Origin of the sequence: Streptomyces sp. NPDC006335 (genome assembly GCF_040612795.1) — a bacterium.
Lineage (GTDB): Bacteria > Actinomycetota > Actinomycetes > Streptomycetales > Streptomycetaceae > Streptomyces.
Genome location: NZ_JBEXQX010000006.1, coordinates 88,412 through 112,126 on the forward strand (window position 1 = coordinate 88,412; position 23,715 = coordinate 112,126).

The window sequence follows — 23,715 nt, forward strand, 5'->3', positions numbered from 1 at the left end:
AGGGCCGACCCCTGCGTGAACTCCTCCGGCGGCCGGTGTCGCCTCGTCCCCAACTCACGAAGGAATGTCGTGGATCACAGTTCCATTCCGTTGCCGCCCGGGGCCTTCACCATCGGCAAGAAGTTCGGCTTCGAGGCAGGCCATCGTCTTCCCGGACTGGCGCCCGAGCACAAGTGCTCCCGCCAGCACGGCCACAGCTACGAGGTCGAGATCGTCCTGACCGCTTCGCGTCTGGAGGCACCCGGGTTCGTCACGGACTTCGGCGCGCTTGCCCCGTTCAAGGAGTTCCTGGCCATCGAGTTGGACCACCGCAATCTGCACGAGATCCTCCCCTTCGAGCCGACCTCGGAGCGCCTGGCCCAGTTCTTTGCGGGCTGGTTCATCCAGAACCTCCAATCGAATATCCCCGGCCGCCTGGTCGCCGTCGTCGTCCGCGAGACCGGCAGCAGTTGGGCCCGCTTCGAGGTGGAGGGGCAGTGACCACACTTGAGCCGATCACGGACGGACCGGCGACGGACGACGCCGGCTTCTGGCTGATTGTCGCGGAGTGTTTCGGCGTCGAGGTTCCAACCTTCCAGGGCGAGGGACCGAGTTGTGGGCACCCCGCCCTGTTCATCCGCCTGTCCCGGTGCAACCTCACCTGCATCAAGTGCGACACCAAGTACACCTGGGACTGGTCCCAGTTCGATCCCCGCAAGGAGTCGACGAAGAAGACGGTGGCCGAGCTCGTGGCCTGGGCCACCTCCTCGCCGGTGGAGCTGGTCGTGATCACCGGCGGGGAGCCGCTGCTCCAGCAGGCCCGCCTGGTGCCGCTCGTCGAGGCACTGCTGGCAGCCGGGAAGCGGGTGGAGTTTGAGACGAACGGCACCATCGCGCCGGTGTCTGAGCTGCTGGTCGACGGGGTCCGTTTCAACGTCTCGCCCAAGATCGCCAGCTTCGGCATGGACGAGGCCAAGAGCGTGGTGCCCGTCGCGCTGGAGGCGTTCGTGGCCTCCGGGCGGGCGGCGTTCAAGTTCGTCGCGTCCTCGGTGGCCGACCTCGACCGCATCGCCGAGCTCGTCGACGCCCACCGGCTCGCGCCGGTGTGGGTGATGCCCGAGGGCACCACCGCCGACGGGATCACCGCCACCACCTGGATCCTGGCGGATGCGGTCGCGGTCCGGCGCTGGCACTTCACCACCCGGCTGCACGTGCTCGCCTTCGCGGACGCGCGAGGCCGCTGACCTTCCCGCTCTGCCTGACCCGTTCGTTCCCCAGCACCTGGAAGCGAGAGAAGCCCATGACGACCTCGATCGCCGGCCCCGACGCTGCTCTGAACACTGCCCTCCCCGTTTCCGGCCGGCCCGCCGCGGTCATCGACACCGCGCGGGTCACCGACCTGATCTCTCAGCTCCTGATCGCGTTGGGCGAGGACCCTGCCCGCGAGGGGCTCATCGACACCCCGGACCGCGTCGCGGCGTGGTGGGACGACTTCCTGTCGCCGCACGGCGCCGCGGTGGCCACCTGCTTCACCGAGTCGCAGCTGAGCGATCAACTGGTCATCGTGGGCGGCATGAGCGTGTGGTCGCTCTGCGAACACCACATGCTGCCCATGAACTTGCAGGTCACGGCCGGATACGTGCCCGACGGCGAGGTGGTGGGCCTGTCGAAGTTCGGGCGCGTCGCCCAACACTTCGCTGGCCGCCTCCAGGTCCAGGAACGCTTCACCCGCGAGATCGCCGAGCACCTCACCGGCGTGCTCGGACGCAAGGACCTCGCCGTCGTCGTACGGGGCCTGCACCTGTGCATGAGCATGCGGGGCGTGCGGATGGAGGACGCCCGCACCACCACCGTGCACACCGGGGGCCGGTTCGCCACCGACCCGGTGCTCAACCAGCAGTTCGTCATCCTCGCCGCCGCCCAGTGGAACGCCACCTGACCCCGGGCTCCGCCGAGCAGACCAGAAAGGAGGTGAGCTGATGTCCACATCACCGGCTGTCGTTCTGTCGTGTGCCGAGACACCGCTCGGTCCCGTATCAGGTTCGGTGCTCTCTCTCATCGCCGGGCAGGCTCAGGATCGTGCCCACGTCTGCGCTGTGCGCTCGGGCGAGGAAGGGGTGACGTACGGGGAGCTGTGGGAGCGGGCTGGGCGGGTGGCCTCCGTCATCTTGGCCGTCGCAGGGGGCCGCGGAGAGCTGCGGGTCGCGATCGGCTTGGCGCCAGGTGCCGACTGGGTGGGGTGCCTGCTGGGCATCTGGCGGGCCGGGGCGGTGGCGGTCCCGGTCAACCTCGACCACCCGCCGGCCCGGCTGCGTCTGTTGGCTGGGAGCGCGGATCTGCTGGTCCACACGGGCGGGGCGATACCGGGCTGGTGGCCGGACGGCAGATCGGCCGTCGCCTTCCCCGGGACGGAAGCGGCGCGTTTGCCCGAATCTGGCCCCGAGTTCGCCGCGGCTGCGGGCGGCCGGGCCGCGTGCATCCTGCACACCTCCGGTTCGACGGGTGCGCCGAAACCCGTGGTGCTCCCGCACAGCGGACTGGCCCGCCGGATCGCCGACTTCGCGGATCTGTACGGCATCACGGCGGAGGATCGGATCGCGCAACTGTCCGCGGCCTCGGTCGATGTCGTGCTCTGGGAGACGCTGCTGGCCCTGACCGTCGGCGCAACCCTGTGTGTTCCCCACGGCCGTCAGCGGGTCCCCGGGATCGGACTGGTCCGGTGGCTCGCTGGGGAGCAGGTCACGGTCGCCACGATGACCCCGACCATGCTCGCGGCCTTACCGGAGGTGACGCTGCCCGAGCTGCGGCTGCTTGTCGTCGGCGGCGAGGCGTTGGCTGCGGCCCGCTTCCGCTACTGGATTGACCGACACCAGGTCGCCAACGCGTATGGCCCGACCGAGGCGACCATCGCCACCCACGTGGCACCGCACATCACGGCCGACGACCAGCCGGCGCTGCTGGGCCGACCCGTGCCGGGGGTGGAGGACTTCCTCCTCGACGGAGATGACCAGCCCGTGCCCGACGGACAGCCCGGTCACCTACACCTGGCCGGGGTGGGCCTTGCCGACGGGTACGCGGGGCTGCCCGACCGTACGGACCGCTCCTTCCCCACGCTCACGATCGGCGACCGGGCCGTGCGCGTGTACCGGACCGGTGACCGCGCCCGGCGGCGCCCGGATGGACAGTTGGTGTACGAGGGACGGATCGACCGACAGCTCAACCTCGGCGGCGTGCGCCTGGAGCCGGAGGAAGTCGAAGCCGCAGCGCTGGCCCTCGACGGCGTGACCGCGGCGGCGGCCCTCGCCGAACCGGCCGACGGCCGGGACGTCCTCGCCCTGCACGCGGCTGTCCCCAGCGGCCGGATCACCGAGGCGGCACTGCGCGCGCACCTGGCCAGCCGGCTTCCATCGACCGCCGTCCCCGCCCGCATACACCTGCACCCCTCGCTCCCGCTGACCGGGTACGGCAAACCGGATCTGCGCGCGCTCGCCGCCCTGGTCTCCCCCGGCGCCCCACCGGCCTCCGCGGACGGCACGGCTCCGGCCGCGGACAGCACGGCCGTGCCACTGCCGGACGCGGTCCGGAGGTGGTGGCGGCAAGCCACCGGCGCCGAGCCCGCCACCGCGACGAGCGACTTCTTCTCCTGCGGCGGGGACTCCTTGGCCTGCGTGGAGCTCCTGCACCGCATCAACGAGCTCTTCGGACACGAGATCCCCCTCGCGGACTTCACCGCCCAACCGACGCCCGCGTTCCTCGCCCGTGCTCTGGCCTCCGCCACCGAGGAGTCGGCATGAATTCCCGCGTGAGTGCCGCCCTGTTCGACCTGGGCGGAGTCATCCAGCACTTCCGGGGCAACGGCCGCGCTGAAGCCGAGAAGGCGGTCGGCCTGCCGCCGGGGACCCTGCGCCGTATCGCCTACAAGGGCTCGTTCGCGCTGGCCAACTACGGCGTCTACTCCCACCAGGAGTGGCTGGAGGCCGTCCGGGGCGACCTGGTGGCCGAGTTCGGGCCCCACGCGGGCGCCGCCGTGGAGGTGTGGGCGAAGGACCCCGGGGAGTTGGACGAGGACGCGGTGGCCGTCCTCAAGGGTGTCCGCGCCCAGGGCATTCCCGTCGGCATCCTCACTAACAACACCACCGGGCTGGAGGCGGACCTGGCCCGGCTCGGGTTCGACGCCTTCGACAAGCTGATCAACTCGGCGGACCTCGGCGTGATCAAGCCGTCCCCGGTGGCCTTCCGGCTGGCTATCGAGGCCATGGGTGTGCCCGCCGAGGAGATCTTCTTCGCCGACGACAACCCCACCAACGTCATCGCCGCCCGGCACGTCGGACTGCGCGCCGTCGAGTTCGTCTCCGTCCCGAGGCTCATCGCCGACCTTGCCGCATGCGGCATCACCCTGCCCCCGCCCACCCCGGACACGAAGGGGGAACGCCGCGGATGACCATCTTGGACCCGGTCGCGGCCCCGGACCTGCCCAACGGATTCTGCTGGGCCGAGGACCTCACCGAATGGTGCAAGCGCCTGGAAGGCGGACGGATCGCGCTGCTGCGGCCGGCCGACCCGCAGCGGGCCGCCCGTTGGGCGGACGTCGCCGCCTTCTACGGAGCCCAGCCTCCCCTAGCCTCCTATCCGGCCCCGGCCGGCGGGAGCTTCGTGGTCGGCGTCGGCGCGACCGGCCAGCTCGCCCAGAGCGCCGCCCGAGTCCTGGGCCGAGGCTTCGTCCACGTCGACGACCTGAACGGCGCCGTGACGGTGCCGGTCCCGGACGGCGGCAGCGTGCTGCTCACCGCCCCGGCCAGCACTTGTTCCCTGGCCGCCCTGGCCCCGCTGCTGCACACCTGGTCCCAGCGCTCGGTACGCGTCGGGCTGCTGACCGGAGTTGACCTTCCGGGCGTCGCCTTCTCGCTCGCCAAGATCCTGGCCGCCCGCACCACGCAGCTCGAGGAGCACGACGTGCTTCTCGACGGGCTGACCGGCACCGCCCGATGCGGGCTGGTACTCGACGAGCGCACCGCCCTGGACACCGCCGTCGGCGGCAGGTGGCGCACCGCCGTGGTGGAGGCCCACGGCTCGGGATCGCACGCCCTCCTCGGCCCCTACAGCGTGTGCGGGCTGACCGGCGAGCAGGAGCTCGACAGCACCGGCTCACCGGTGCCGGGCGGCTGCACCCCGGACCGGTGCCGCGCGGGCGGCACGCTCGCCCCCCTGCTGCTGCGCGACGTGGCGTGCCGGACGCTGGCGCTGTTCGTGTGCACCGCGCTCATCCTCGACCCGCGCGAGCACTACCCCTCCAGCGTGTCGCTCGCCCACGCCGCCTTGGAAGGGCATCCGGCCGCGGTGATCGGGATGGTGCACCAGGACCTGCCCGTGAACACCGAGCCGCGCCTGGCCGGCCGGCTGCTCGCCGCCGGCCGCCCGCTGGGGGCCGTCACCGCCGACCTCAACGACACCGTGGGTCGAACCAGCGGATACCTCCTGCTCGGCGACCCCGACCAGTCCTTGGGTGCCGCGCCCGAGCCCGGACCGGCGCCGGTCCTGACCCCGTGGCCCGCCCGGCGTCCAGCTCTCCTCACTGCGCCCTCCCCCGGCGGTCGGCTGACGGGGCTGGTGACCCGGGACGGGATCTGGCACGGCCCCGAGGACCCGGCACATGTCAAGGACGGGCACGCGGTGGCGCTCGGCCTCCGTACGGAGCTGACCAGCTGGCTGACCGCCCTGGACGCCGGCGCCCTGTTCGAGGACAACCTGCGCGCATGGGCGATGGCGGCCGACCGCCCCAAGAACCGCGTGGTCGAACGGCTCAAGGTCATGCGGCGTCATCGCGAAGCCGCCCGGGAGAGCGCCCTCGCCACGCTGCAGCTCGTCCAGAAGTCGCTGCGAGCCGGGTACGGGCCCCTGCCGGACCTTCCCGCCGAGCTCAACCGGCACGCCACCAGCTGGGCGAAGGCCCTGTCCGAGATGAGCGAGCACTCCCGCTTCGGCATGCTCGACCAGCTCACCGACGCCGCGAGCGCAACCCACACCCGATCCCACCGGCCCACGGCCGCCGGCCCCTGCGGATACTGCCGCGGCCCGCTGGAGCGGACCGTGTGGTCCGGGCCTGTGCCCGGCGCCGTGGAGCGGATCCGTGTCGCCTGTCCGCGCTGCGGCCTGGTGGCCGACCGTCCCACCTCGCCCGCCCACGAAGCCGTCCGCCTCCATGCGCCGGGTGAACTCGTGCCGGGCCGGACCGTACGGACCACTGTGAAACTGCCCGGTACGGCGCCGGGGGTGTGGCTGACCGTACAGCTGCGTGACCGCGGCCGGCACGCCCTCGCGACCCACCACCACCCCGGAGCCGTCGGCGCGACCCCGGTGGAGATAGCCGTCCCCGCAGACCTTCAGCCCGAGGTTCACCGCATCTGGGCCCTGATCGTCGACCGCTTCCTGCCCGCCTGGCACCAGGTTCGCGTGCCGAGCACGCCGGGCTCCCACCGTGAGGAGTAGCTTCCGTGACCACACCCACCTCCCCTCCCGCCTCCGCGCAGGCCCCCATACGCCTGACCTGGAACGGAGTCGAAGCAATCGTCAACGAGCTGGCCGTCCGGGCCAACGTTGACGGCGTGCCGGAGACTGTCGTCGGGATCATGCGTGGCGGGATGATCCCGGCCGTGATGATCGCCCACCAGCTCGGCATCCGCGATGTCCGGACGGTCGAGGTCACGCACACCGCGACGGACGGCGTCAACGCCACCAAGACCAGCGCCCCCGCCTACAAGAACCCCGCCTCCCTCGGCGATCTGGCCGCACGGGACGTCCTGCTGGTCGACGACATTGCGGGGAGCGGCGCCACTCTGGAGCGCACGCGCCGGATGGTCGAGGCGCTCGGAGTCCGGCGGCTGCGCACGGCGGTCCTGACCGTGAACCTGGCCAACTGGGCGGCGTCGGAGGCGCCTAAGGAGCGCATCGACTACGTCGGCGAGCAGACCGACACCTGGGTGATCTTCCCCTGGGAGACGGGGGACGGGCCTTCGGCGGCGGGCACGCCGAAGGCCGTCCAGGGCCAGATGCCCGCGCCGCGTGCCGCTGCCAGCCCGAGCTGAACCGGAGAACCCGATGGGCAACGACGTACTGCTGTACTCCGCCGGGCTGGACTCTTTCCCGGCCTGGTACTTCCTGGGCAAGCCGCGCGCGGTGTACTTCGACATCCGCCACCACTTCCGCGAGCAGGAACTTGAGTGCGTGCGCGAGCTCGCCGAGCGGTGCGGCATCGACCTGACGGTCAGCACCGCGCTGGACCTGTCCGACTGGGACACCCGCCCGCTCATCCCGTTCCGCAACATCTACTTCGCGATGCTCGCCTCCAACTACGAGGCGGACACCATCTGGTGCGTCGGCGTCAGGGGCGACCACACGCTCGACAAGAGCCCCGAGGCCTTCGCGCGGATGAGCGAGGTCCTCTCGGAGTTCGCCGGCCGTCCGATCAAGGTCGACAGCCCCTTCTGGGACATGACCAAGACCGACATCGTGCGCTGGTACGTCGAGGCCCGCCTGCCCGTACGGGACTTGCTGGACACCCTCTCCTGCTTCGAGCCGAGCGGGCGACGCGTGCACTGCGGGCGCTGCTCCAGCTGCCTGCGCCGGTGGATCGCCCTGGCCAACAACCAGATCGCTGGCGAGTTCGCCGCCAACCCGTGGGAGTGGGAGCGCGTGCAGAGCTACTACCTGGGCGCCATGCGCGACGGCACCTACCCCGAGCACCGGGCCGAGGAGTTCTTCGCTGCCCTGGAGACGGTCGGTGTCCCGACCTGACCGTGGCTCGCAGCGCTCTTTCTGCCTCTGAGCAGCACACCGACATCCCCAGTCCCGCACGGCGGTTTCGCCGTGGGCCCACCGGACGGAGACCTGACCACGATGAACACCGGCACCCTGAAGTTCGCCGCGAACCTGTCCATGCTGTACGGCCACCTGTCCCTCCTGGAGCGGCCCGCTGCCGCGGCCGCCGCCGGATTCGAGGCCGCCGAGATCTGGTGGCCCTTCGACTCCCCCGCCCCGGACGACCGCGACGTCGACGCCCTGGCCGGCGCCCTGAGCGACGCGGGCCTGCAGCTGGTCGCGATGAACTTCCTCGAGGGCGACATGCGCGCCGGCGACCGCGGGCTGCTGTCCGTCCCCGGCCGCGCGGACCGGTTCCGCGACAGCATCGACACCGCCGTCGCCTTCGCCGACCGGACCGGCTGCCGCGTCCTGAACGCCCTCTACGGCAACCGGCAGCCGGACGCGGACGACGGCGCCCAGGACGAGCTCGCCCTGGAGAACCTGGTGCTGGCGGCGCGCGCCGCAAACCAGGTGGGAGCGTCGGTGGTGCTGGAGACCATCAGCCGCCAGGAGGCCCCCAACTACCCGCTGAGCAACGCCGATGCGACGGTTGCCATGGCCGACCGCGTGAACGAAGCCTCGGGACTGTCGAACACCGGATTCCTGTGCGACCTGTACCACCACGGCCGCAACGGCGAGGACATCCCCGCCCTCCTGCAGCGCCACGAGAAGCGCATCGTGCACTTCCAGATCGCGGACACCCCCGGCCGCGGCCGCCCCGGCTCCGGAGTCCTCGACTACCCGGACTACTTCGCGCGCATCGACGCCTCCGGCTACGACGGCTGGATCGGCCTGGAGTACGAGCCGACCCGCAACCAGGCCGTCGACTTCGACTGGCTGCCCTCCCTGACCGCCCGCACCTGAACCAGCCGCATCCCGCCCGTCACCTGCCCGAAAGGAGGCCCGATGCGCCCCGGCACACAAGGCAGCACCGTCGGCCCCCCGCTAAACACCGACCCGGCCCCGTCAGCCCGCCCGCCGGCACCGGCCGGCCTGTGTCCCCCCGCGTGGCGGCTCGGCAGCACGCGCGGGCTGCTGGTCAGCACCGAAGGAGTCTGGGGAGCGGGCAAGACCACGACCGCCGAACTGGCCGGGAACCAGCTGCGGGCCGCGGGCTTCACGGTGGCCGTCCTCCACTACGGGCCCCGCCCCGGCACGATCAGGCGGCTGTCCGAAGTCCTCGAAACGCAGCCCCTGCGCGCCCGCACCGGCGCCGGCGGCTACGCACTCGCCCATCACGCCACCGTCGACGTCCTGCTGCGCCTGTGCCGCGAAGCCCACCAGCACCAAACGTTCTACGAGCCGGCGCAGGCCGAGCACGACGTCGTCATCATCGACCACGGCGTCTACTCCAAGATCGCCTGGGCGCTGACCGTCCTGACCGAGACCCAGCCCGACGCCCCCGCGGAGGAGACCCTTCAGCGCCTACTCGACATCGTGGCGCCCTGGTTCCTCCACCCCGACCTGGCCGTCTTCCTGAACACCCCCTGGCCGCTGGCCCGTGAACGCGCCATCGCCCGCGGCCGGGGAGGCGGCAACCCCGCCGCGATCGAGCGCCTGCTGTTCCTCCCCCGGTACGAGGCCGCGTACCGGCGGGTGCTCGACGCCCACCGCCCGCACGTCCTGCCCCTCCAGGTGGGCCTACGCGAAGCGTCGGAGGTGGCCGACGAGATGGCCGCCGCAATCACCGGCCGGCTCCGCGCCTCCCTGCCCGCGCCCCGTCCCCACGACCTTGACGAGATGAGTGCCCTGTGTCCTTCCTGACCGACCGCCCGCACGAGGGCACGCTGATCGACGCTTCTTTGTGGTCCGCCGACCTCGGGGCGCTGACCGCCGAAGTCGAGCGGATCGGTCCGCACGCCGACTCGTTCCACATCGACGCCTCCGACACCTCCTTCACCCGCGACGCGATCTTCTTCCCGGACCTAGTCCGTGCGCTGCGCCCCCGCACCACGGTTTCGTTTCACGTCCACCTGATGGCGCACCGTCCGGCCGAGCTGGCCGCGGCGTTCGCCGACGCCGGCGCGGACCTGATCACCGTCCACGCGGAAGCCGACGGAGCGTTAGAGGCAATCGACCGCATCCGCACCGGAGGCCAGGCGGCCGGTCTCGCGCTCACCCTGGACCTGGCCCCCGAGCGCGTCAAGGACCTCCTCGAATCCGTCAACGCCGTCACCATGGTCGGCACCCCGCTGGGCACCAAGGGCACCAGCATGGTCCCCGAAGCCCTGGACCGCATGCGGGTCATCCGCCAGATCCTCGACCGTCGCGGCACGGACATCCCCCTCCTGGCCGACGGCGGCATCCGCGAGCACACGGTGCCCGACCTCGTCGCCGCCGGTGCCAGCGGCGTCGTGGCGGGCTCCCTGCTTTTCGGCAGCGCCGACCCGGCCGCGACCGCCGCGTGGATCCGCAGCCAGCACACCACCGCGCACGCGGACGGAGGTGCCCGGTGACCTCCTCCGTGCTGCCCTTGTCGGGGTGGACGGTCAGCCTCGACCTGTGGGGCACCCTCATCACGCACGGAGACCGGAAGGCCGCGGCCGCCTGGCGGATCACGGAGTTCGGCCGCGTCCTTGACGCCTACGGCCACCACCCCACTCCGGAGAAGCTGAGCGGGATCGTGGGGCGCACCCGCCAGCAGGCGGCGCACCAGCAGCGCACGACCGGGGCGCAGCCGGACGTCGAGGCTCAGGTCGGGGCGGTGCTCGACGAACTCGGCATCGATCGGGGCGCGCCCGATCTGCTGAAGCTGCTGCTCGCGGTGCACACGCATGCGGTGCTGCGGGCCTGCCCGCAGCCGATCCCCGGGGCGAGCGCGGCCCTGGACGCGATCAAGGCCGCGGGCGGGCGCCTGGTGCTGACGTCCAACACGCTGGCGACACCGCCGGACGTCCACCGGCTCCTGCTGACCGATCTCGGCCTGCTGGACCGCTTCGACGACGTGCTGTTCTCCGCAGACCTCGGGGTGGCCAAACCCCACCCTGAGGTGTTCGCCGCCGTCGCCGAGCGGGCCGGCATGCCGCTGGACCGCATCGTCCACGTCGGCGACGACCCGCTCACCGATGTGGACGGCGCCCTGGGCGCCGGATGCCGCGCCGTCCACTACAACCCCCACCGCGAGGCCACCGCCGGGCCCCGCGTCCCCGACTTCGCCGACCACGCCGAGCTGCCGGACGTACTGGTCTCCTCGTGCAGCGCGGCCCCTGCGGAGCTGATCCCACGGAGTGCTTCCCATGACTGACCTGGCCACCGGCCCCGGCTCCAACGCGGACACGGCCCTCCTGACCGCTGCGGGCGACGGGGTGAACCGGCGCCTGTCCGACCTGCTCGCCACGGGGGCGAACGGCGACCCGGCCTGCTACCTGGCCGACCCCGACGCCGCCCGCGCCGTCGACAGCGACCCAGTCCTCTACACGGCGCACCGAGACATCCTCCCACCCACCCGGGCCCTGGGGGCCGAGTGGTTCGCCGACCTGTGCACCTACCAGCCCGGCCAGCTGCCCGGCGGCGAACTCAACCGCTCGATCGGCCACTGGAACACCCCGGCCCAGCTCGAGGTGTTCGAGGTACTGTCCGGGCGGGTGCTGATGATCACGGCCTGGCACGACTCGTCCGGTAGCCCCGTGCTGAACTGGCAGGCGTGCGGGCCCGGCGACCTGGTAGCCGTGCCGTTCGCAGCCTGGCACCAGACCTCGGTCCTGGACGGACCCGCCGTCGTGTTCAACATCTACACCGACCTGCCGGGCACCGAGCAGCAGCACACCAGCCGGCACGCCGCCCAGCACGCCGAGATCAAGTACCGCTCCAGCGCGCGGGTGGAGATCACCGCGATCCGGTCTGCAACCGGCTTCACCCTCACCGGGTCCCCGCGCGGCCGAGACCACTGGGGGCGCGGGGTGCAGGCCGTCGAGCCGGCCTGGTTGCGCGAGGCCGTCGGCTCCGACGGTCTCGTCGCCCTCCACACCTCCGGTGACCAGCTGTCCCGGCTGGTGGACGCCGCCCGCGCGCACCTGCCCCAGGCGCAGCCCTGGCCGGAAGGGGAGCGCCCGTGACGACCTCCGCTGCTGACCAGCTGCTTGCCCGGCAGCCGGGCGAATTCTGGGACACCACGTTCCGTCAGGCCGAGGCCAGCGTCTGTCTGCGGACCAACTCCAAGACCGCCTTCACCCACGCCACGGGCACCCTGTACGCCTACGAGCAGACCGGCCCCTCCTTCGCACGCTGGCAGATCGACCTCCTGGTCGACGGCGGCCCGGCGTGCGAAGAGGTCGAGGGCTTCGCCGACGCGCCCACGGTCGAGATCGGGCCCCGCCTGATGGCCGCCGTGCACGCGCGGCCCGGCGGCCACGCCTTCTGGGTGGAAGCACTGCACACCCTGATCGTGACCGATACCCAGCAGGCGACGATCACCGTGCGCTGCGCCCAGGAGAGCGCGGCGCTGCACTGGGCGGCACGGCTGCCCCGGCAGGCCATCACCGCCCAGCTATTGGAGAACGGCGCGGTCTATGCGCACACCGCAGCCTTCTCTCGGGGCGGGCGCGGCGTCGTCATCGCCGGACACCGAGGCCGCGGCAAGACCACCACCCTGCTCGCCTGCCTGCACCGCCTCGGCGCCGACTATGTCACCAACGACCGGCTGCTGCTGCGCACCGAGGGCGAGGGTCGGCTCGCCGGGTACGTGTGGCCCGCGCGGCTGCGGGCCGGCATCGGCACGCTGAGCGCCCTCCCGCACCTGGCTGACCTCGTCCCCGAGGACCAGCGCACGGTGCCCGCCGAACAGCGGTGGTCGAGCCGCCCCAAGGTGCCCATCGAGCCGTGGGACTTCGCCCGGCTGCTGTCCAGCGACGGCCGGGTACTCGGCTCGGTCTGCCCGAGCATGCTGGTGTTTCCCCAGCTCAGCCCCAACCGGACCACGGCGCACGTCGAGCCGGTCGGGGTCGACGAGGCCCGCGACGAGCTGATGCGCACCCGCCTGTTCATGACCGATCCCGGACGCGGGCCCAGCTCCCACATCAACCACTGGCTCTGGCCCGCGCCCGACCCGGCCGTCACCGACCGCGACCTGACCCACGTGGTCGTCGCCCTCGCCGAACTGCCCTCCTACCGGATCCACGCCGGCGGCGACCCGGCCGCTCTCGCCGATGCTGTCGGCCGCCTCCTTGACGCGGGCCCCGGGGTGCACGAGTGAACGCCCCCGCCACGCCCAGCCCTGCGACGCTGCCAGTGCTGCCCGGGGCCGCCGAGCCGGCCTCGACGGCCCTGCGATGGCTGTGCGATCCCCGCCCGGGCATCGTCCCGACCCTGCTGGCTTCGGCCCCGCTCGGCGCGGTGCTGGAGGCGGCCATCGACACCAAGCTGGTCTGCCTGCTGGCCAACCGCCTGCTCCACGACCGGCCGGACGCGGACCTTTCCCGTCCGATGCACTCCTTTCTCGGCCAGACCGTGCGCGCCAACGCGCTGCACAACCGACTCCACCGCGGTGAAACCGTTCGCATCGTGCGGGAGCTGGCCCACCACGCCGTGCCCGTCGCGGTGCTGAACGGACTCGCGTACGACACCGCCTTGTACCCGCCCGGCGGACTCCGGCAGTTCACCGACATCGACCTCCTGGTCAGCACCGCCGACCAGGACACGGCCCTGGAAGTGCTGGCCGAGCTCGGCTTCACGGAGCCCGGACGCGGTGCGCACACACGCCGGCGGTCCACGGGAGACGCGCTGACGCCCACCGTGAGCGTCGACATCGCCACCAACCTGGGCCACACCGCCGACTCGGCGGATGTACAGGCCGCGCTCGCCCGGACCGAGACCGAAGGCGGCGTCGACGGCGGGGAGGAGTTGCCGGTCCTCGCCCGGGCGGACGCGCTGCTGCACGCGCTCGCCCGTCTCGCCGCCCGCCCGCGGTGGTCCGGTCTTGCCGATGCCGCCCGCCTCGCCCTGGCCACCCCGGACCTGTCGCCCGGGGCCCGGGCGCCGCTTCCGGAGACAGCCCGCGCAGGCTGGGCGGTGCTGCGCACCCACCTGTCCGACCTGTTCACCAGCACGTCTTCCGGCACCGATGCCAGGCCGGGCCGAGGGGAGGCGGCCCGGTGATCATTCAACTGGCCGGGCTGCCCGGCACAGGCAAGAGCACCCTCGCCCGGGAATTGACCCGGAATCTCGGCCCGACGAAGACCCTGCTGCTCGACAAGGACCGCGTCCGCGACGCGCTGTTCGGCCCACACCTGGTCGACTACACCCAGGAGCAGGACGACTTCTGTGTCAGCGTCATGCACCTGACGGCGGCGCGGCACCTCGGCGAGCACCCGGGCGCGGCCGTGGTCCTCGACGGGCGCACCTGCTCACGCCGATACCAGGTCGAGGACGTGCAGCGGCTGGCCGAGGAAACCGGCCGGCCGCTGCGCATCATCGAATGCGTCTGCCCCGACGACGTCGCCGCCGCCCGCCTTCACAGGGACGTGCAGGCGGGCACCCACCCAGCCGCCAACCGCGACCCCGACCTCCACCGACGACTCAACGCATCCGCGGAGCCGATCACCGTCCCCGCGCTGCGTCTGGACACCAGCACCCCCGTCCCGGACTGCACCCGCACCGCCCTGGCCTACCTGATGGCCGAGCACCCGCCCACCCGACATGCTCCGAAGGGATCCCTCACCGCATGAGCCCCGAACTCCCGGTGCTACTCAACCTCGCCCGCTCGGTCACCGAACGGGCCGAGCAGCAGCTGCGCGGCCTCACCCCGGACCTGATCACCGCCAAGGGCGACCGCGACATGGTCACCAACGTCGACCTCGCCATCGAACGCGAGGCTCGCAAGGCCCTCCTGAACGGGGCCCCCGGCATCGGGTTCGTCGGCGAGGAAGAAGGCGGCGACACCGACGCCGACACCTACTGGATCATCGACCCGGTCGACGGCACCGCGAACTTCATCCGCGGCCTGCCGCTGTGCGGGATCTCCCTCGCGCTCGTCCACCACGGCGTGCCCGTCCTCGGCGTCATCCACCTGCCCCTGATCGGCCGCCGCTACTGGGCCGCCCAGGGCCTGGGCGCCTACCGCGACGGCCAACGCATCCGCGCCGCCGGCACCAGCACGCTGCCCGAGGCGATGATCGCCGTCGGCGACTACGGGACGGGCCCCGACGGACCTGAGCGCAACCGCGTCGCCCTCGCCATCCAGGCCCGTCTCGCCGAGCAGGCCCAGCGCGTGCGCATGCTCGGGTCCGCCGCCGTGGACCTCGCCCTCGTCGCCGACGGCACCCTCGACGCCACCATCACCCTGGGCAACCACGACTGGGACATGGCCGCGGGCGTCGTCCTCGCCCGCGAGGCCGGCGCCGTCGTCATGGACACCGACGGCAGCCCCCACACCCCCGCCTCGCTCACCACCATCGCGACTGCGCCCGGCCTGCGCGACGCCGTCCTGGACATCCTCGCAACCACCACCACGGGCACCGCGTGGGCGGCCAAAGCGGGGAGCCCGGCATGCTGATCGCGTTCGAAGGCTTGCCCGGCGCCGGGAAGACCACCCAGTCCCGGCTCCTCGCCGACCACCTCACCCGCGAGAAGGTGCCGGTCAACTACCTGCCCGACAACCTGACCCGCACCGAAGACACCCTGGGCAGCACGCTCCTGGACCTCTTCGCCAGCGGGGACCCCTTCTCCCGGCACGGCAGCGTCGTCACCGACACGATGCTCGCCACCGCCATCCGCACCAACACCGTCGCCACGCACATCGCCCCGGCCCTCGCGTCCGGACAGACGGTCATCGAGGACCGCGGCATCCACAGCATCCAGTCCTACAGCCTCGCCACCCTCCTGCAGAAACACACCGGCCGCCCCGCGGACGGCATCGGGTGGCTGCGGACGGTCTCCGCGATGTCCGGGCCGCCGGCCGACGTGGCCGTGTGGCTGCGCCTACCCGCCGACGAGGCCATCGCCCGGGCCACCCAACGCGAGGGCCGCCCCTACACCGCCGAGCAGCACGCCTTCCTGCGACACGTCCACGACGCCTACACCCACCTCGCCGCCGACGACACGGCCCTGGTCACCGTCGACGTCCTCGGGATCACCCCCCTCCAGGTCCACCAGGCCGTCGTCGACGCGCTCGCCGAACACGTCCCCGTACCCATCCCGACCGACCACAGTTCTTCCATGCAGTAGAGCGAACCGACCTGCTTTCTCACGTACCGACGACCACCAGACGCCACGGAGTACCCCGCATGCACCCCACGCGCCTCGCCCCGCCCGCCGAGCTCCTCACCGACCTGCGCGAGGCCTGCGCCGGCAGCGAGAACCGCCTCAAGGAAGTGCTGGCCGACCACGAACTGCGCCCCCTCACCGGCGGCTTCCAGAACCACGTCTACGCCTGGAGCGACCCCGAGGCCGGGCCCATCTGCGTCAAGCTCTACGCCAAGGGCAACCACCGCCGGCGCCTGGACCGCGAGTGGGCGGCCCTGACCCTGATCGCCAAGCACGACGTCAGCGACGTCCCCCGCCCGCTCTGGCTCGACCAGCACGAGAGCATCCCCGCCATCGGCATGACGCTGCTCAAGGGCACGCCGCTGCTGGAGAGCCCCGACCTGGAAGCCGCCCTCAAGGGCCTGGCCCACACCACCCAGCGCCTCCACGACGTGCCCCTGTCCGGGCTGCTCGCCGACCTCGAACGCATCGACTCCGGCTCTCACTACATGCTGCGCCTGACCGGCAGCTGGCCCGAACTCCTCGCGGGCCACGAGGACGACCCGCTGACCGCCGACATGCGCGCCCTGCTCACGGCGTGGCACGCCAGTGGCGACGCCGAACTCGTCGACGACACCACCACCCCGGCCGTGCTCTCCCGCGGCGACTCCAACCTCAACAACTGGCTCCGCGACGGAGCCTCCAGCCCCTGCGTCGACTTCGAGTACAGCGGGCACAGCACCGTCCACTTCGACGCCGCCGACCTGATCGAACACATCAGCGCCCGCGAGATCCCCGACAGCACCTGGATCACGCTCCTACCCGACCTCGGCATCACCCCCGCCAACCGCCACCTCTTCCTCGCCGCCCAGCGCACCTGCGCCCTGCGCTGGCTCGCCGTGCTGTGGAAGCAGCGGCACACCCGCGCCGACGAATTCGCCACCCAGCACGCCCGCGTACGGCTTCTCCAGAGCCCCGACAACCCCTGGCACGGCTGACTCCCCGTCCAACCAGCCGCCGAGCAGCGGCGGCCGCCCGCGCGCGGTCGCCCCGCTCCGACTACGTGAGGGAAGACCATGACCGCGATACCGAGGACCGCCAGTCTGCTGTGGGCGCTGCGTTCCTACTGCGCCTCGCACAAGTGCAAGCCCTGCTACTTCACCTGGCTCGACGAGCAGCGTGTCGACAAGACCCCCGGCCTGCTCTCGCACTTCTCGCCCCACGACCTGCCCACCGAGCAGGTGTTGGCCTTCGCCCGCACCCTTCCCGGCTCAGCCGTACGGCGAGTGTTCCTTGCCGGCGGCGAGCCGCTCATGTGGCGACCCATCCTCGACCTCATCGAGATCCTCAAAGGCGGAGGGCTCGAGGTCGTAGTGTGCACCAGCGGTGTGGCCCTGAACCTGCCGAACATGGCCCGCCGCCTGGTGGAGCTGAGCGTGGACGGCGTCTCCGTCTCCCTGGACTCCACCGATCCCGACTACAACGACACCTGGCGCCCGCCCCGCAAGGACGGCGACGGCTGGGAAGGCGTCATCAGCGGGATCAAGACCCTGCTGGCCGCCCGCGGCCCGGCGGCCCAGCCCCGGGTCGGCCTCTACACCGTCATCACCAAGCTGAACCTGCCGGACATCACCGGCGTACCGCAGCTGGCCGCCGATCTGGGCTGCGACTACGCCGTGCCCCAGCCGGTCGCCCTGCCCGAGGGACACAGCCTCCACGACACCCTGGCCCTCACGGACAGCGAACTTCCCCTCTTGGAGGAACAGTTCGACCGTCTCTACGCCTCCGGGCTCCCCCTCAAGCTGCCGCCGCGCACCTACCCCGGTCAGGTCGCCTCCGCCGTCCACCAGCTCACGGGAGCCGTCGAGGGCTGCTTCGGCGGGGACACCCTGTACTTCGCGGAACCCGACGGCTCGCTCTGGGACTGCCCATCCTCCCTCAAGATGGCCGCCACGCCTACCGAGCGTCACCGCACCATCAAGGGCGCCGACGCGGCCGAGCTGTTCGGCAGGCCCTCCGGCTGCGGAAGCGACTGCGCGCTGTTCAGCGTCGACTGCGTGAACATGTGGCCCCTGATGGACTTCGACCGGGTGCTGGACACCACGACCTCCGGGAGCCCGGCGTGACGATGACCTCCTACGCCCTGGACGCGCTGAAGGCGCCCCTCGACCGCATGCCGGACCCAGTCGGCCGCGCCGAGGCCGCCGCCCTGGAAGCCGAACTCGCCACCGTCCACGGGGTCCGGCACGCCATCGCGGTCTCCTCCGGCACGGCGGCGCTGCACACCGCGCTGATCGCCTGCAACGTCGGCCCCGGCGACGAGGTCCTCCTTCCCGCCGCCACCGTGATCATGACGGTGTCGGCCGTGACCGCCGCCGGTGCCCATCCTGTCTTCGTCGACGCCGCCCAAGACGGGCGCGGCATGGACCTAGCCGACGTGGCCGCCAAGACCACCGCACGCACCCGCGCGATCGTCCCCGTCCACCTCGCCGGACGGACCGACGGCCTGCTCGACCTGGCCGCCTACGCGCAGTCGGTCGGCCTGCACGTCGTCGAGGATGCCTGCCAGGCCCAAGGCAGCACCACCCGCGGCCGCGCGGCCGGAACGGTCGGCAGCATCGGCTGCTTCTCCCTGAAGGACGGCAAGATCATCTCCTGCGGAGAGGGCGGCTACCTCCTCACGGACGACGACACCCTCGCCGCCCGCGCCGCCGCGTACCCCACGCACTGGCTCATCCCCGCCCCCGGAGCACCAGCCGCCAGCCGGCGCGGGATGAACTACCGCCTGGCCGAACCCCTCGCCGCGCTAGCCCGGCACAATCTGAAGGGCCTGGACCAGGCCCTGTCCCGGCGCCGCGAGCAGGCCCGCCAACTCTACGAGCTCGTCGGAGACACCCCGGGGCTCACCGTGCACGCCCCGGGGCCCGAAGACACCCCCAACGGCTACAGCGCCCTGTGGCGGGTCGACCTCGACCGCCCCCGGGACTTCAGCACCCTCCTGGCCGAGGCCGGGGTCGCCAACTCCGTCGGCACCTACGGGCTCCGGGCGGCGCACCAGAACTCGGCCTGCCAGGACCTGAGCCCGGCCGACTGCCCGCGCGCCGCCGAGGCCGTGGACCGGATGCTGGCCGTCACCCTCCAGCAACGGACCACCGAGGCCGACCTGCACCGCTTCGCCGAGACCATCCGGCGCGAAGCCAAGACCTGGGCGGAGGGCCGATGACCGCCAACCCCCCGCCCCCGCTCGTGCCGGCGGTCGATCCCGCGGTGGACGAGCTGCTGCAGGACGTCGACGGTGTCGTCGTCGACTGGGATGGCACCGTCGTCGACAACGCCGAGATCCGGTTGAGCGCGCTCCAGCAGACTCTCGCCCCGTACGGCGTGGATGTCGACTCGCAGTGGTACACCCTGAACTGCGGGCTTCCCATCCGCGAGCTCATCACCCGGCTCGCGGGCCGGCGCACACTGCCCGTCGAGGAGATCGTGCACGCCAGTCGGCTCCTGCTCCTGGGCGGCCCGCCGCCGCGGCTGATCGACAGCACGATCGACCTCCTGCGCCGGGCCGAGGTTTTGGGCCTGCCGCGGGCCGTCGCCTCCGCTGCGGCCGGAGTCCTCGTCCATCACTTCGTCCAGCGGCTCGGCCTCGGCATGCTCCTGCCGGTCGTGGTGACGGCCGAGTCTGTGACGAGGGGGAAGCCAGCCCCCGACGCGTACTTGGAGGCCGCCCGGCTGATCGGGCGGGCCCCCGCCCGGTGCTTGGCCGTCGACGACGCACCGGACGGCATCACGTCCGCGCTGGAGGCGGGCATGCGGGTCCTCGCCGTCCGTGATGGCCTGCTCGTCCCCGTGCCCGGGCTCATCCCCGGGTGACCTGCGGTGCCCCTGCCCACCCCCTGGCAGGGGCACCGCGGGAACCCGCCAGAACCCGACCGCCTCACCCGTTCGCCCTCGGAGTGCCATGCCCCGCAACGAAACCGTCGCCGATCAAGAGCCCTGGTGGATCACCAACTACCGTGGCCGCGGCCCTCACCAGCGCTACGGTCACCACAACCATGCCAAGACGCACCGCACCGTCGGCTTCTTCATCCAGCACATGGACCTCGAGCCCGACCAGGCGATCCTCGACCTGTGCTGCGCCTTCGGCCACCACACGCACGAGTTCACCCGGCGTGGCTTCCACCGCGCGATCGGGGTGGACCTGTCCCCCGACATGCTCGCGCACGCGGCCTCGTCGGCCGGCACCCACGGCCGGCGCCCCTCGTTCGTTCGCGCCGGCGTCCGGGCACTGCCCTTCGGCGACGCGTCCGCCGACGCCGCCCTGATGCTGCGGAGCTTCGGGTTCCTCGACACCCCCGAGGAAGACCTCGACGTCCTGAAGGAGATCGCCCGCGTGCTGCGGCCCGGCTCCCTCCTGGGCATGGACCACTTCCCGCCCAACAGCGCCACGGCCAAAGTGGGCACCCGTGTCCTGAAGGGTCCCGAGGCCACGACCACCTTGCACACCACCTGGGGCCCGGTGACCGCCCGCCTCAACAGCCGCATGTCCACCCGCTACCCGGACGGCCGCGTCGAGCCGTACCGCAGCTCCTTGCGCCTCTACACCCCGGAGAGCCTTCGGACGGCCCTCGCCCAGGCCGGGTTCGCGGTGCACGCGACGTTCGGCGGGTATGACGGCAGCGCCCTCGGCGAGGACAGCACGCGATGCGTTGTCATCGCACGCCGGATATGACCGGCTCGGCGGCCCGGAGCCCGCGGCGGAACCGGGCGCCGTCAGTCGAACAGGGAGTCTTGCACCGTGGGCGGCGGGAGGTACTGCTCCTCGACCGGCTTCGGCGCGGTCCCTGCTATCTCCTCCAGCTCGGCGAAGGTCGACCACCGGCCCGCGGCCGCGCCGCGCTCGACCGCGCGCTGAAACATCTGGGCCACCGCCCATGCCTCCTGGGTGGCGGGCCGGCGACCCGGGCCGAGGGGCACGCCCAGGTTCTGAGCGAGCGGCTCGAACCCTCCCTCGACTTCGGGGCAGGCCCTTCGCGCCAACTCCACCGCGTCCCACCGGGTCAGGGAGGCCAGGCGCGGGCACGCGGCTCGCTCGGTGTGCAGCAGCGAGGCCTCGATGAAGCCCAGTGCCGCGACGATCCGGTGCGGCTGGGCCGTGACATGCCGCTCGATCTCCCGCAGGGCGAGGCCCGCCGAGCCGTCGGGGAGTTCGTGAGGCAGGCGGGGCGGCCGCGGTTTCTTCCAGGAGGAGTGGGGCTCCTCGCGGATCTCCTGGTGAACTCGCCACAGGGGCTGGAAGTCCGCGCCGCTGAGGGCGAGGGCGGCCACGGCCGCTGGGACGAGGCCGCCGGGCTGACGGCGCATCTCCACATCGACGACCACGAAGGTCGTGGAACCGAACTCGGCATCCATCATCCGCACCGGCACCACGATATCGACCTCGCGGTGCCACGGGGCACGTCCCAGCGTGGCCGCGCCCCGTCCGCTGAGCCCGTCGGCGCGATCCTCGGCGATTCGGCCAACTCCGCCACTCGGCAGACCCGTTGCGCCGGACGGATCCATGCATCTTCCACACGCCGCCGCCCGCTCTATCTCGGGAAATCCGGAGCGACTGAAACACACCAGTTCGATATCTCCGCCGGCTCGTTGAGCCTCACGGATCAGCCGTGACCGACAGATCGGGGTAGCAGCTTGAGCACGGGCAGTACATCCGCTCAGCAGGGTGAGGACGCACCCGAGGCGAGCCCGCCGGAGGACGCCGTGAGCACGCCGCAGGAGGAGGAGTTCCTCTACCGGGACACCTCCCGGCTCCAGGCCGGGGCGCAGATGACGACCGTCACGATGGCGCGGCGCCTGCCCGCGCTGGTGGTGCGGTCGTTGAAGATGGCCTGGCGGGTGGACCGGGTGGCAACGGCTGGCCTGCTCGCCTGTCAGGTCGGCACCGGCGTGCTCGCGGCCCTGGGTCTGCTGGCGGTCACCGGGACGTTGACCGCGCTGATCTCCTCCGGCGACATCTCTGACCGGCTGTGGGAGGCGGCTCCGCAGCTGGCCGTCATCGCCGTGGCGACCGGACTTCGCGCGCTGCTGGGCATCACCGTGACGTGGCTGACCGGGCGGCTGCGGCCGGTGCTGGCCCGGGCCGCGGAGCTCACCATGATCAAGGCGGCACTCGGCGCCGAGCTCGCCGCGAACAACCAGCCCGGCTACAACGACTTCTACGACATCGCTGACCGCGGTGCCCAGGTCACCCCCGACCTGGTGGAGGAAGCCCAGGACGTGCTGGCCGCCACCGCGACCCTGGCGGCCGGAGCCACCGTTCTCACCGTGATCCACCCGCTCCTCCTCCCCCTGCTGCTCCTGGCGTGCCTACCTCAGGCCGCTGCGTACGTGCGGGCCGCCCGCGTGGTGTATCTGGCCGGTCTGGAAACCTCCGGCCGCCGCCGGATGCTGCACAAACTGCGCTGGCACATGGCCTACATGGAATCCAGCGAGGAGATGCGAGCCTGCCTGGCCGGCCCCTTCCTTCTCGGCCGGTACCGGCGGCTCGCCGCCTCGGTCAACGCCGCCGAGCGCAAGGCCGCGAACACTGGCGCGTGGATGGGCCTGGCGGGCGCGGCCGCCGGCGGGATCGCCTCGGCCGCGGTGTGGGCCGCCCTGCTGTGGTTTCTGGCCTCCGGGCGCATGGACCTGGCGGCCGGCGGTGGCGCGGTCTTCGCCCTCCAGACCGCGACCGGATCCGTCCGCGGCATCATCAACGGCGGCGCCCGCCTCGTACGCACCGGCTGGTACGTCCAGGACTGGCAGAACTTCCTCGACAACGCCCATGGGCAGGCCATGGCGGGCTCCCGCGGCACGAAGACGCTGCCCGCGGCGCCCGAACGGTTCGAGGTCCGCGACGTCACCTACCGGTACGACGGCGCCGAGCGGGACAGCCTGAGGGGGGTGTCGCTGCAAGTGAGACGCGGCGAGATCGTGGCGCTGGTCGGGGAGAACGGATCGGGGAAGTCCACGCTGTCCCGTCTGATCTGCGGCCTGCTGCTGCCCACCTCCGGTGAGGTGGCCTGGGACCACACCACCATCGCCCAGATGGAGCCTTGGAAGGCGTGGAAACACGTCGCCCTGGCCCCGCAGCGGTACACGTACCTGCCGCTGACCCTCCGCGACAACATCACCTTCGGGCAAGGCGACACCGGCGACGCCGCCGTCCTGGCCGCCTGCCGGGCATCCGGAGCCGCGAACATGCTGCCCACACTCCGATCGGGCCTCGACACCCTGCTCACGTCCGAGTGGTTCGGGGGCCAGCAACTGTCCGGCGGACAGTGGCAGCGCGTGGTGCTCACCAGGGCTTTTCACCGCAATGCGGCCCTACTGGTCATGGACGAACCCACGGCCGCCCTCGACGCCCGGGCCGAGCACCACGTCTTTACCGGGCTGCGGGAGCTGGCCAAGGACCGGGCCATCCTGCTGATCACGCACCGGCTCGCCAACGTCGCCCTGGCCGACCGGATCGTCGTCCTCGACCAGGGTCGCCTGGTCCAGGAGGGGACGTACGCGCAGCTCACTCGGGAACCGGGCTTGTTCCGCTCCCTGTGGGAACTGCAGCAGCGCACCGGCGGGGAGGCAGCATGATCCCCGACCCTTCTCGGCCGCGTCCCGCGCCTTCGTCAGCCCCCGGCGCCTGGCCGGCACGCTTCACCTCGCACC

Annotated in this window: 25 protein-coding genes; 24 read left to right on the forward strand and 1 reads right to left on the reverse strand. The window is 72.0% G+C overall.

The genetic code is table 11. The features are described from left to right. Window positions 1-69 precede the first annotated feature (69 nt). The 23 genes from ABZ098_RS19065 to ABZ098_RS19175 all read left to right on the forward strand — a co-directional run bounded on the left by ABZ098_RS19065 (window position 70) and on the right by ABZ098_RS19175 (window position 20,743). Entirely contained in the window at window positions 70-480 is a 411-nt protein-coding gene (locus ABZ098_RS19065) for a 6-carboxytetrahydropterin synthase (protein ID WP_356592535.1), read from the forward strand. Next, complete coding sequence (locus ABZ098_RS19070; protein ID WP_356592537.1) at window positions 477-1,223, forward strand: 7-carboxy-7-deazaguanine synthase QueE; 747 nt, start codon at window positions 477-479, stop codon at window positions 1,221-1,223. The genes ABZ098_RS19065 and ABZ098_RS19070 overlap by 4 nt, the downstream gene beginning before the upstream one ends. Window positions 1,224-1,279: 56 nt before the next feature. Beyond that, on the forward strand, window positions 1,280-1,918 hold the full coding sequence (gene folE, locus ABZ098_RS19075; protein ID WP_356592539.1) for a GTP cyclohydrolase I: 639 nt from the start codon (window positions 1,280-1,282) through the stop codon (window positions 1,916-1,918). A 40-nt stretch (window positions 1,919-1,958) separates the two neighbouring features. Further along, window positions 1,959-3,773, forward strand: a complete 1,815-nt coding sequence (locus tag ABZ098_RS19080; protein ID WP_356592541.1) for a non-ribosomal peptide synthetase — start codon at window positions 1,959-1,961, stop codon at window positions 3,771-3,773. Next, window positions 3,770-4,420: an HAD family phosphatase gene (locus ABZ098_RS19085; RefSeq protein ID WP_356592543.1), complete on the forward strand. Its 651-nt coding sequence runs from the start codon at window positions 3,770-3,772 to the stop codon at window positions 4,418-4,420. The genes ABZ098_RS19080 and ABZ098_RS19085 overlap by 4 nt, the downstream gene beginning before the upstream one ends. Next, entirely contained in the window at window positions 4,417-6,465 is a 2,049-nt protein-coding gene (locus ABZ098_RS19090) for a hypothetical protein (RefSeq protein ID WP_356592545.1), read from the forward strand. The genes ABZ098_RS19085 and ABZ098_RS19090 overlap by 4 nt, the downstream gene beginning before the upstream one ends. A 5-nt stretch (window positions 6,466-6,470) precedes the next feature. After that, on the forward strand, window positions 6,471-7,061 hold the full coding sequence (locus ABZ098_RS19095; RefSeq protein ID WP_356592547.1) for a phosphoribosyltransferase family protein: 591 nt from the start codon (window positions 6,471-6,473) through the stop codon (window positions 7,059-7,061). A 13-nt stretch (window positions 7,062-7,074) separates the two neighbouring features. Next, the gene (locus ABZ098_RS19100) at window positions 7,075-7,770 is read left to right on the forward strand and encodes a 7-cyano-7-deazaguanine synthase (RefSeq protein ID WP_356592549.1); all 696 of its coding nucleotides are present in this window, start codon (window positions 7,075-7,077) and stop codon (window positions 7,768-7,770) included. Window positions 7,771-7,872: 102 nt separating this feature from the next. Then, on the forward strand, window positions 7,873-8,700 hold the full coding sequence (locus ABZ098_RS19105) for a TIM barrel protein (protein ID WP_356592551.1): 828 nt from the start codon (window positions 7,873-7,875) through the stop codon (window positions 8,698-8,700). 42 nt (window positions 8,701-8,742) lie between these two features. Then, window positions 8,743-9,600: a hypothetical protein gene (locus ABZ098_RS19110; protein ID WP_356592553.1), complete on the forward strand. Its 858-nt coding sequence runs from the start codon at window positions 8,743-8,745 to the stop codon at window positions 9,598-9,600. Continuing rightward, complete coding sequence (locus ABZ098_RS19115; RefSeq protein ID WP_356592555.1) at window positions 9,588-10,292, forward strand: ribulose-phosphate 3-epimerase; 705 nt, start codon at window positions 9,588-9,590, stop codon at window positions 10,290-10,292. Before ABZ098_RS19110 ends, ABZ098_RS19115 begins: the two co-directional genes overlap by 13 nt. After that, window positions 10,289-11,080 carry an HAD family hydrolase gene (locus ABZ098_RS19120; RefSeq protein WP_356592557.1) on the forward strand — a complete coding sequence of 264 codons (792 nt, stop codon included), beginning with the start codon at window positions 10,289-10,291 and terminating at the stop codon, window positions 11,078-11,080. The genes ABZ098_RS19115 and ABZ098_RS19120 overlap by 4 nt, the downstream gene beginning before the upstream one ends. Continuing rightward, on the forward strand, window positions 11,073-11,891 hold the full coding sequence (locus ABZ098_RS19125; RefSeq protein ID WP_356592559.1) for a hypothetical protein: 819 nt from the start codon (window positions 11,073-11,075) through the stop codon (window positions 11,889-11,891). The genes ABZ098_RS19120 and ABZ098_RS19125 overlap by 8 nt, the downstream gene beginning before the upstream one ends. Next, complete coding sequence (locus tag ABZ098_RS19130) at window positions 11,888-13,027, forward strand: hypothetical protein (protein WP_356592561.1); 1,140 nt, start codon at window positions 11,888-11,890, stop codon at window positions 13,025-13,027. The genes ABZ098_RS19125 and ABZ098_RS19130 overlap by 4 nt, the downstream gene beginning before the upstream one ends. Next, window positions 13,024-13,929: a nucleotidyltransferase family protein gene (locus ABZ098_RS19135; RefSeq protein ID WP_356592563.1), complete on the forward strand. Its 906-nt coding sequence runs from the start codon at window positions 13,024-13,026 to the stop codon at window positions 13,927-13,929. The genes ABZ098_RS19130 and ABZ098_RS19135 overlap by 4 nt, the downstream gene beginning before the upstream one ends. After that, window positions 13,926-14,498 (forward strand): AAA family ATPase, encoded by a 573-nt coding sequence (locus tag ABZ098_RS19140; RefSeq protein WP_356592565.1) that lies wholly within the window; start codon window positions 13,926-13,928, stop codon window positions 14,496-14,498. Before ABZ098_RS19135 ends, ABZ098_RS19140 begins: the two co-directional genes overlap by 4 nt. After that, the gene (locus ABZ098_RS19145; protein ID WP_356592567.1) at window positions 14,495-15,325 is read left to right on the forward strand and encodes an inositol monophosphatase; all 831 of its coding nucleotides are present in this window, start codon (window positions 14,495-14,497) and stop codon (window positions 15,323-15,325) included. The genes ABZ098_RS19140 and ABZ098_RS19145 overlap by 4 nt, the downstream gene beginning before the upstream one ends. Beyond that, entirely contained in the window at window positions 15,319-15,996 is a 678-nt protein-coding gene (locus ABZ098_RS19150) for a dTMP kinase (protein ID WP_356592569.1), read from the forward strand. The genes ABZ098_RS19145 and ABZ098_RS19150 overlap by 7 nt, the downstream gene beginning before the upstream one ends. 59 nt (window positions 15,997-16,055) lie before the next feature. After that, window positions 16,056-17,012, forward strand: a complete 957-nt coding sequence (locus tag ABZ098_RS19155; RefSeq protein WP_356592571.1) for an aminoglycoside phosphotransferase family protein — start codon at window positions 16,056-16,058, stop codon at window positions 17,010-17,012. Between the two features lie 78 nt (window positions 17,013-17,090). Beyond that, entirely contained in the window at window positions 17,091-18,140 is a 1,050-nt protein-coding gene (locus tag ABZ098_RS19160) for a radical SAM protein (RefSeq protein WP_356592573.1), read from the forward strand. A 2-nt stretch (window positions 18,141-18,142) separates the two neighbouring features. Continuing rightward, complete coding sequence (locus tag ABZ098_RS19165; protein ID WP_356593066.1) at window positions 18,143-19,237, forward strand: aminotransferase class I/II-fold pyridoxal phosphate-dependent enzyme; 1,095 nt, start codon at window positions 18,143-18,145, stop codon at window positions 19,235-19,237. Beyond that, window positions 19,234-19,884, forward strand: coding sequence for an HAD family phosphatase (locus ABZ098_RS19170; protein ID WP_356592575.1), 651 nt, complete (start codon window positions 19,234-19,236; stop codon window positions 19,882-19,884). The genes ABZ098_RS19165 and ABZ098_RS19170 overlap by 4 nt, the downstream gene beginning before the upstream one ends. Window positions 19,885-19,972: 88 nt before the next feature. Further along, entirely contained in the window at window positions 19,973-20,743 is a 771-nt protein-coding gene (locus ABZ098_RS19175) for a class I SAM-dependent methyltransferase (protein ID WP_356592577.1), read from the forward strand. Window positions 20,744-20,784: 41 nt separating this feature from the next. Here ABZ098_RS19175 and ABZ098_RS19180 read toward each other — a convergent pair whose 3' ends face one another. Further along, window positions 20,785-21,432: a hypothetical protein gene (locus tag ABZ098_RS19180; protein ID WP_356592579.1), complete on the reverse strand. Its 648-nt coding sequence runs from the start codon at window positions 21,430-21,432 to the stop codon at window positions 20,785-20,787. A 339-nt stretch (window positions 21,433-21,771) separates the two neighbouring features. On the opposite strand from ABZ098_RS19180, the gene ABZ098_RS19185 reads away from it, so the two are divergent. Then, a complete protein-coding gene (locus ABZ098_RS19185) occupies window positions 21,772-23,640 on the forward strand; it encodes an ATP-binding cassette domain-containing protein (protein ID WP_356592581.1) in 1,869 nt (622 codons plus the stop codon). Window positions 23,641-23,715 lie beyond the last annotated feature (75 nt).

Bases quoted from the DNA above. Each gene is read 5' to 3' on its own strand.
- ABZ098_RS19155 (WP_356592571.1), top strand. From the start codon at position 16,056: ATGCACCCCACGCGCCTCGCCCCGCCCGCCGAGCTCCTCACCGACCTG.
- ABZ098_RS19145 (WP_356592567.1), top strand. From the start codon at position 14,495: ATGAGCCCCGAACTCCCGGTGCTACTCAACCTCGCCCGCTCGGTCACC.
- ABZ098_RS19100 (WP_356592549.1), top strand. From the start codon at position 7,075: ATGGGCAACGACGTACTGCTGTACTCCGCCGGGCTGGACTCTTTCCCG.
- ABZ098_RS19090 (WP_356592545.1), top strand. From the start codon at position 4,417: ATGACCATCTTGGACCCGGTCGCGGCCCCGGACCTGCCCAACGGATTC.
- ABZ098_RS19165 (WP_356593066.1), top strand. From the start codon at position 18,143: ATGACCTCCTACGCCCTGGACGCGCTGAAGGCGCCCCTCGACCGCATG.
- ABZ098_RS19105 (WP_356592551.1), top strand. From the start codon at position 7,873: ATGAACACCGGCACCCTGAAGTTCGCCGCGAACCTGTCCATGCTGTAC.
- folE (WP_356592539.1), top strand. From the start codon at position 1,280: ATGACGACCTCGATCGCCGGCCCCGACGCTGCTCTGAACACTGCCCTC.
- ABZ098_RS19150 (WP_356592569.1), top strand. From the start codon at position 15,319: ATGCTGATCGCGTTCGAAGGCTTGCCCGGCGCCGGGAAGACCACCCAG.
- ABZ098_RS19080 (WP_356592541.1), top strand. From the start codon at position 1,959: ATGTCCACATCACCGGCTGTCGTTCTGTCGTGTGCCGAGACACCGCTC.
- ABZ098_RS19085 (WP_356592543.1), top strand. From the start codon at position 3,770: ATGAATTCCCGCGTGAGTGCCGCCCTGTTCGACCTGGGCGGAGTCATC.
- ABZ098_RS19125 (WP_356592559.1), top strand. From the start codon at position 11,073: ATGACTGACCTGGCCACCGGCCCCGGCTCCAACGCGGACACGGCCCTC.
- ABZ098_RS19170 (WP_356592575.1), top strand. From the start codon at position 19,234: ATGACCGCCAACCCCCCGCCCCCGCTCGTGCCGGCGGTCGATCCCGCG.
- ABZ098_RS19175 (WP_356592577.1), top strand. From the start codon at position 19,973: ATGCCCCGCAACGAAACCGTCGCCGATCAAGAGCCCTGGTGGATCACC.
- ABZ098_RS19160 (WP_356592573.1), top strand. From the start codon at position 17,091: ATGACCGCGATACCGAGGACCGCCAGTCTGCTGTGGGCGCTGCGTTCC.
- ABZ098_RS19110 (WP_356592553.1), top strand. From the start codon at position 8,743: ATGCGCCCCGGCACACAAGGCAGCACCGTCGGCCCCCCGCTAAACACC.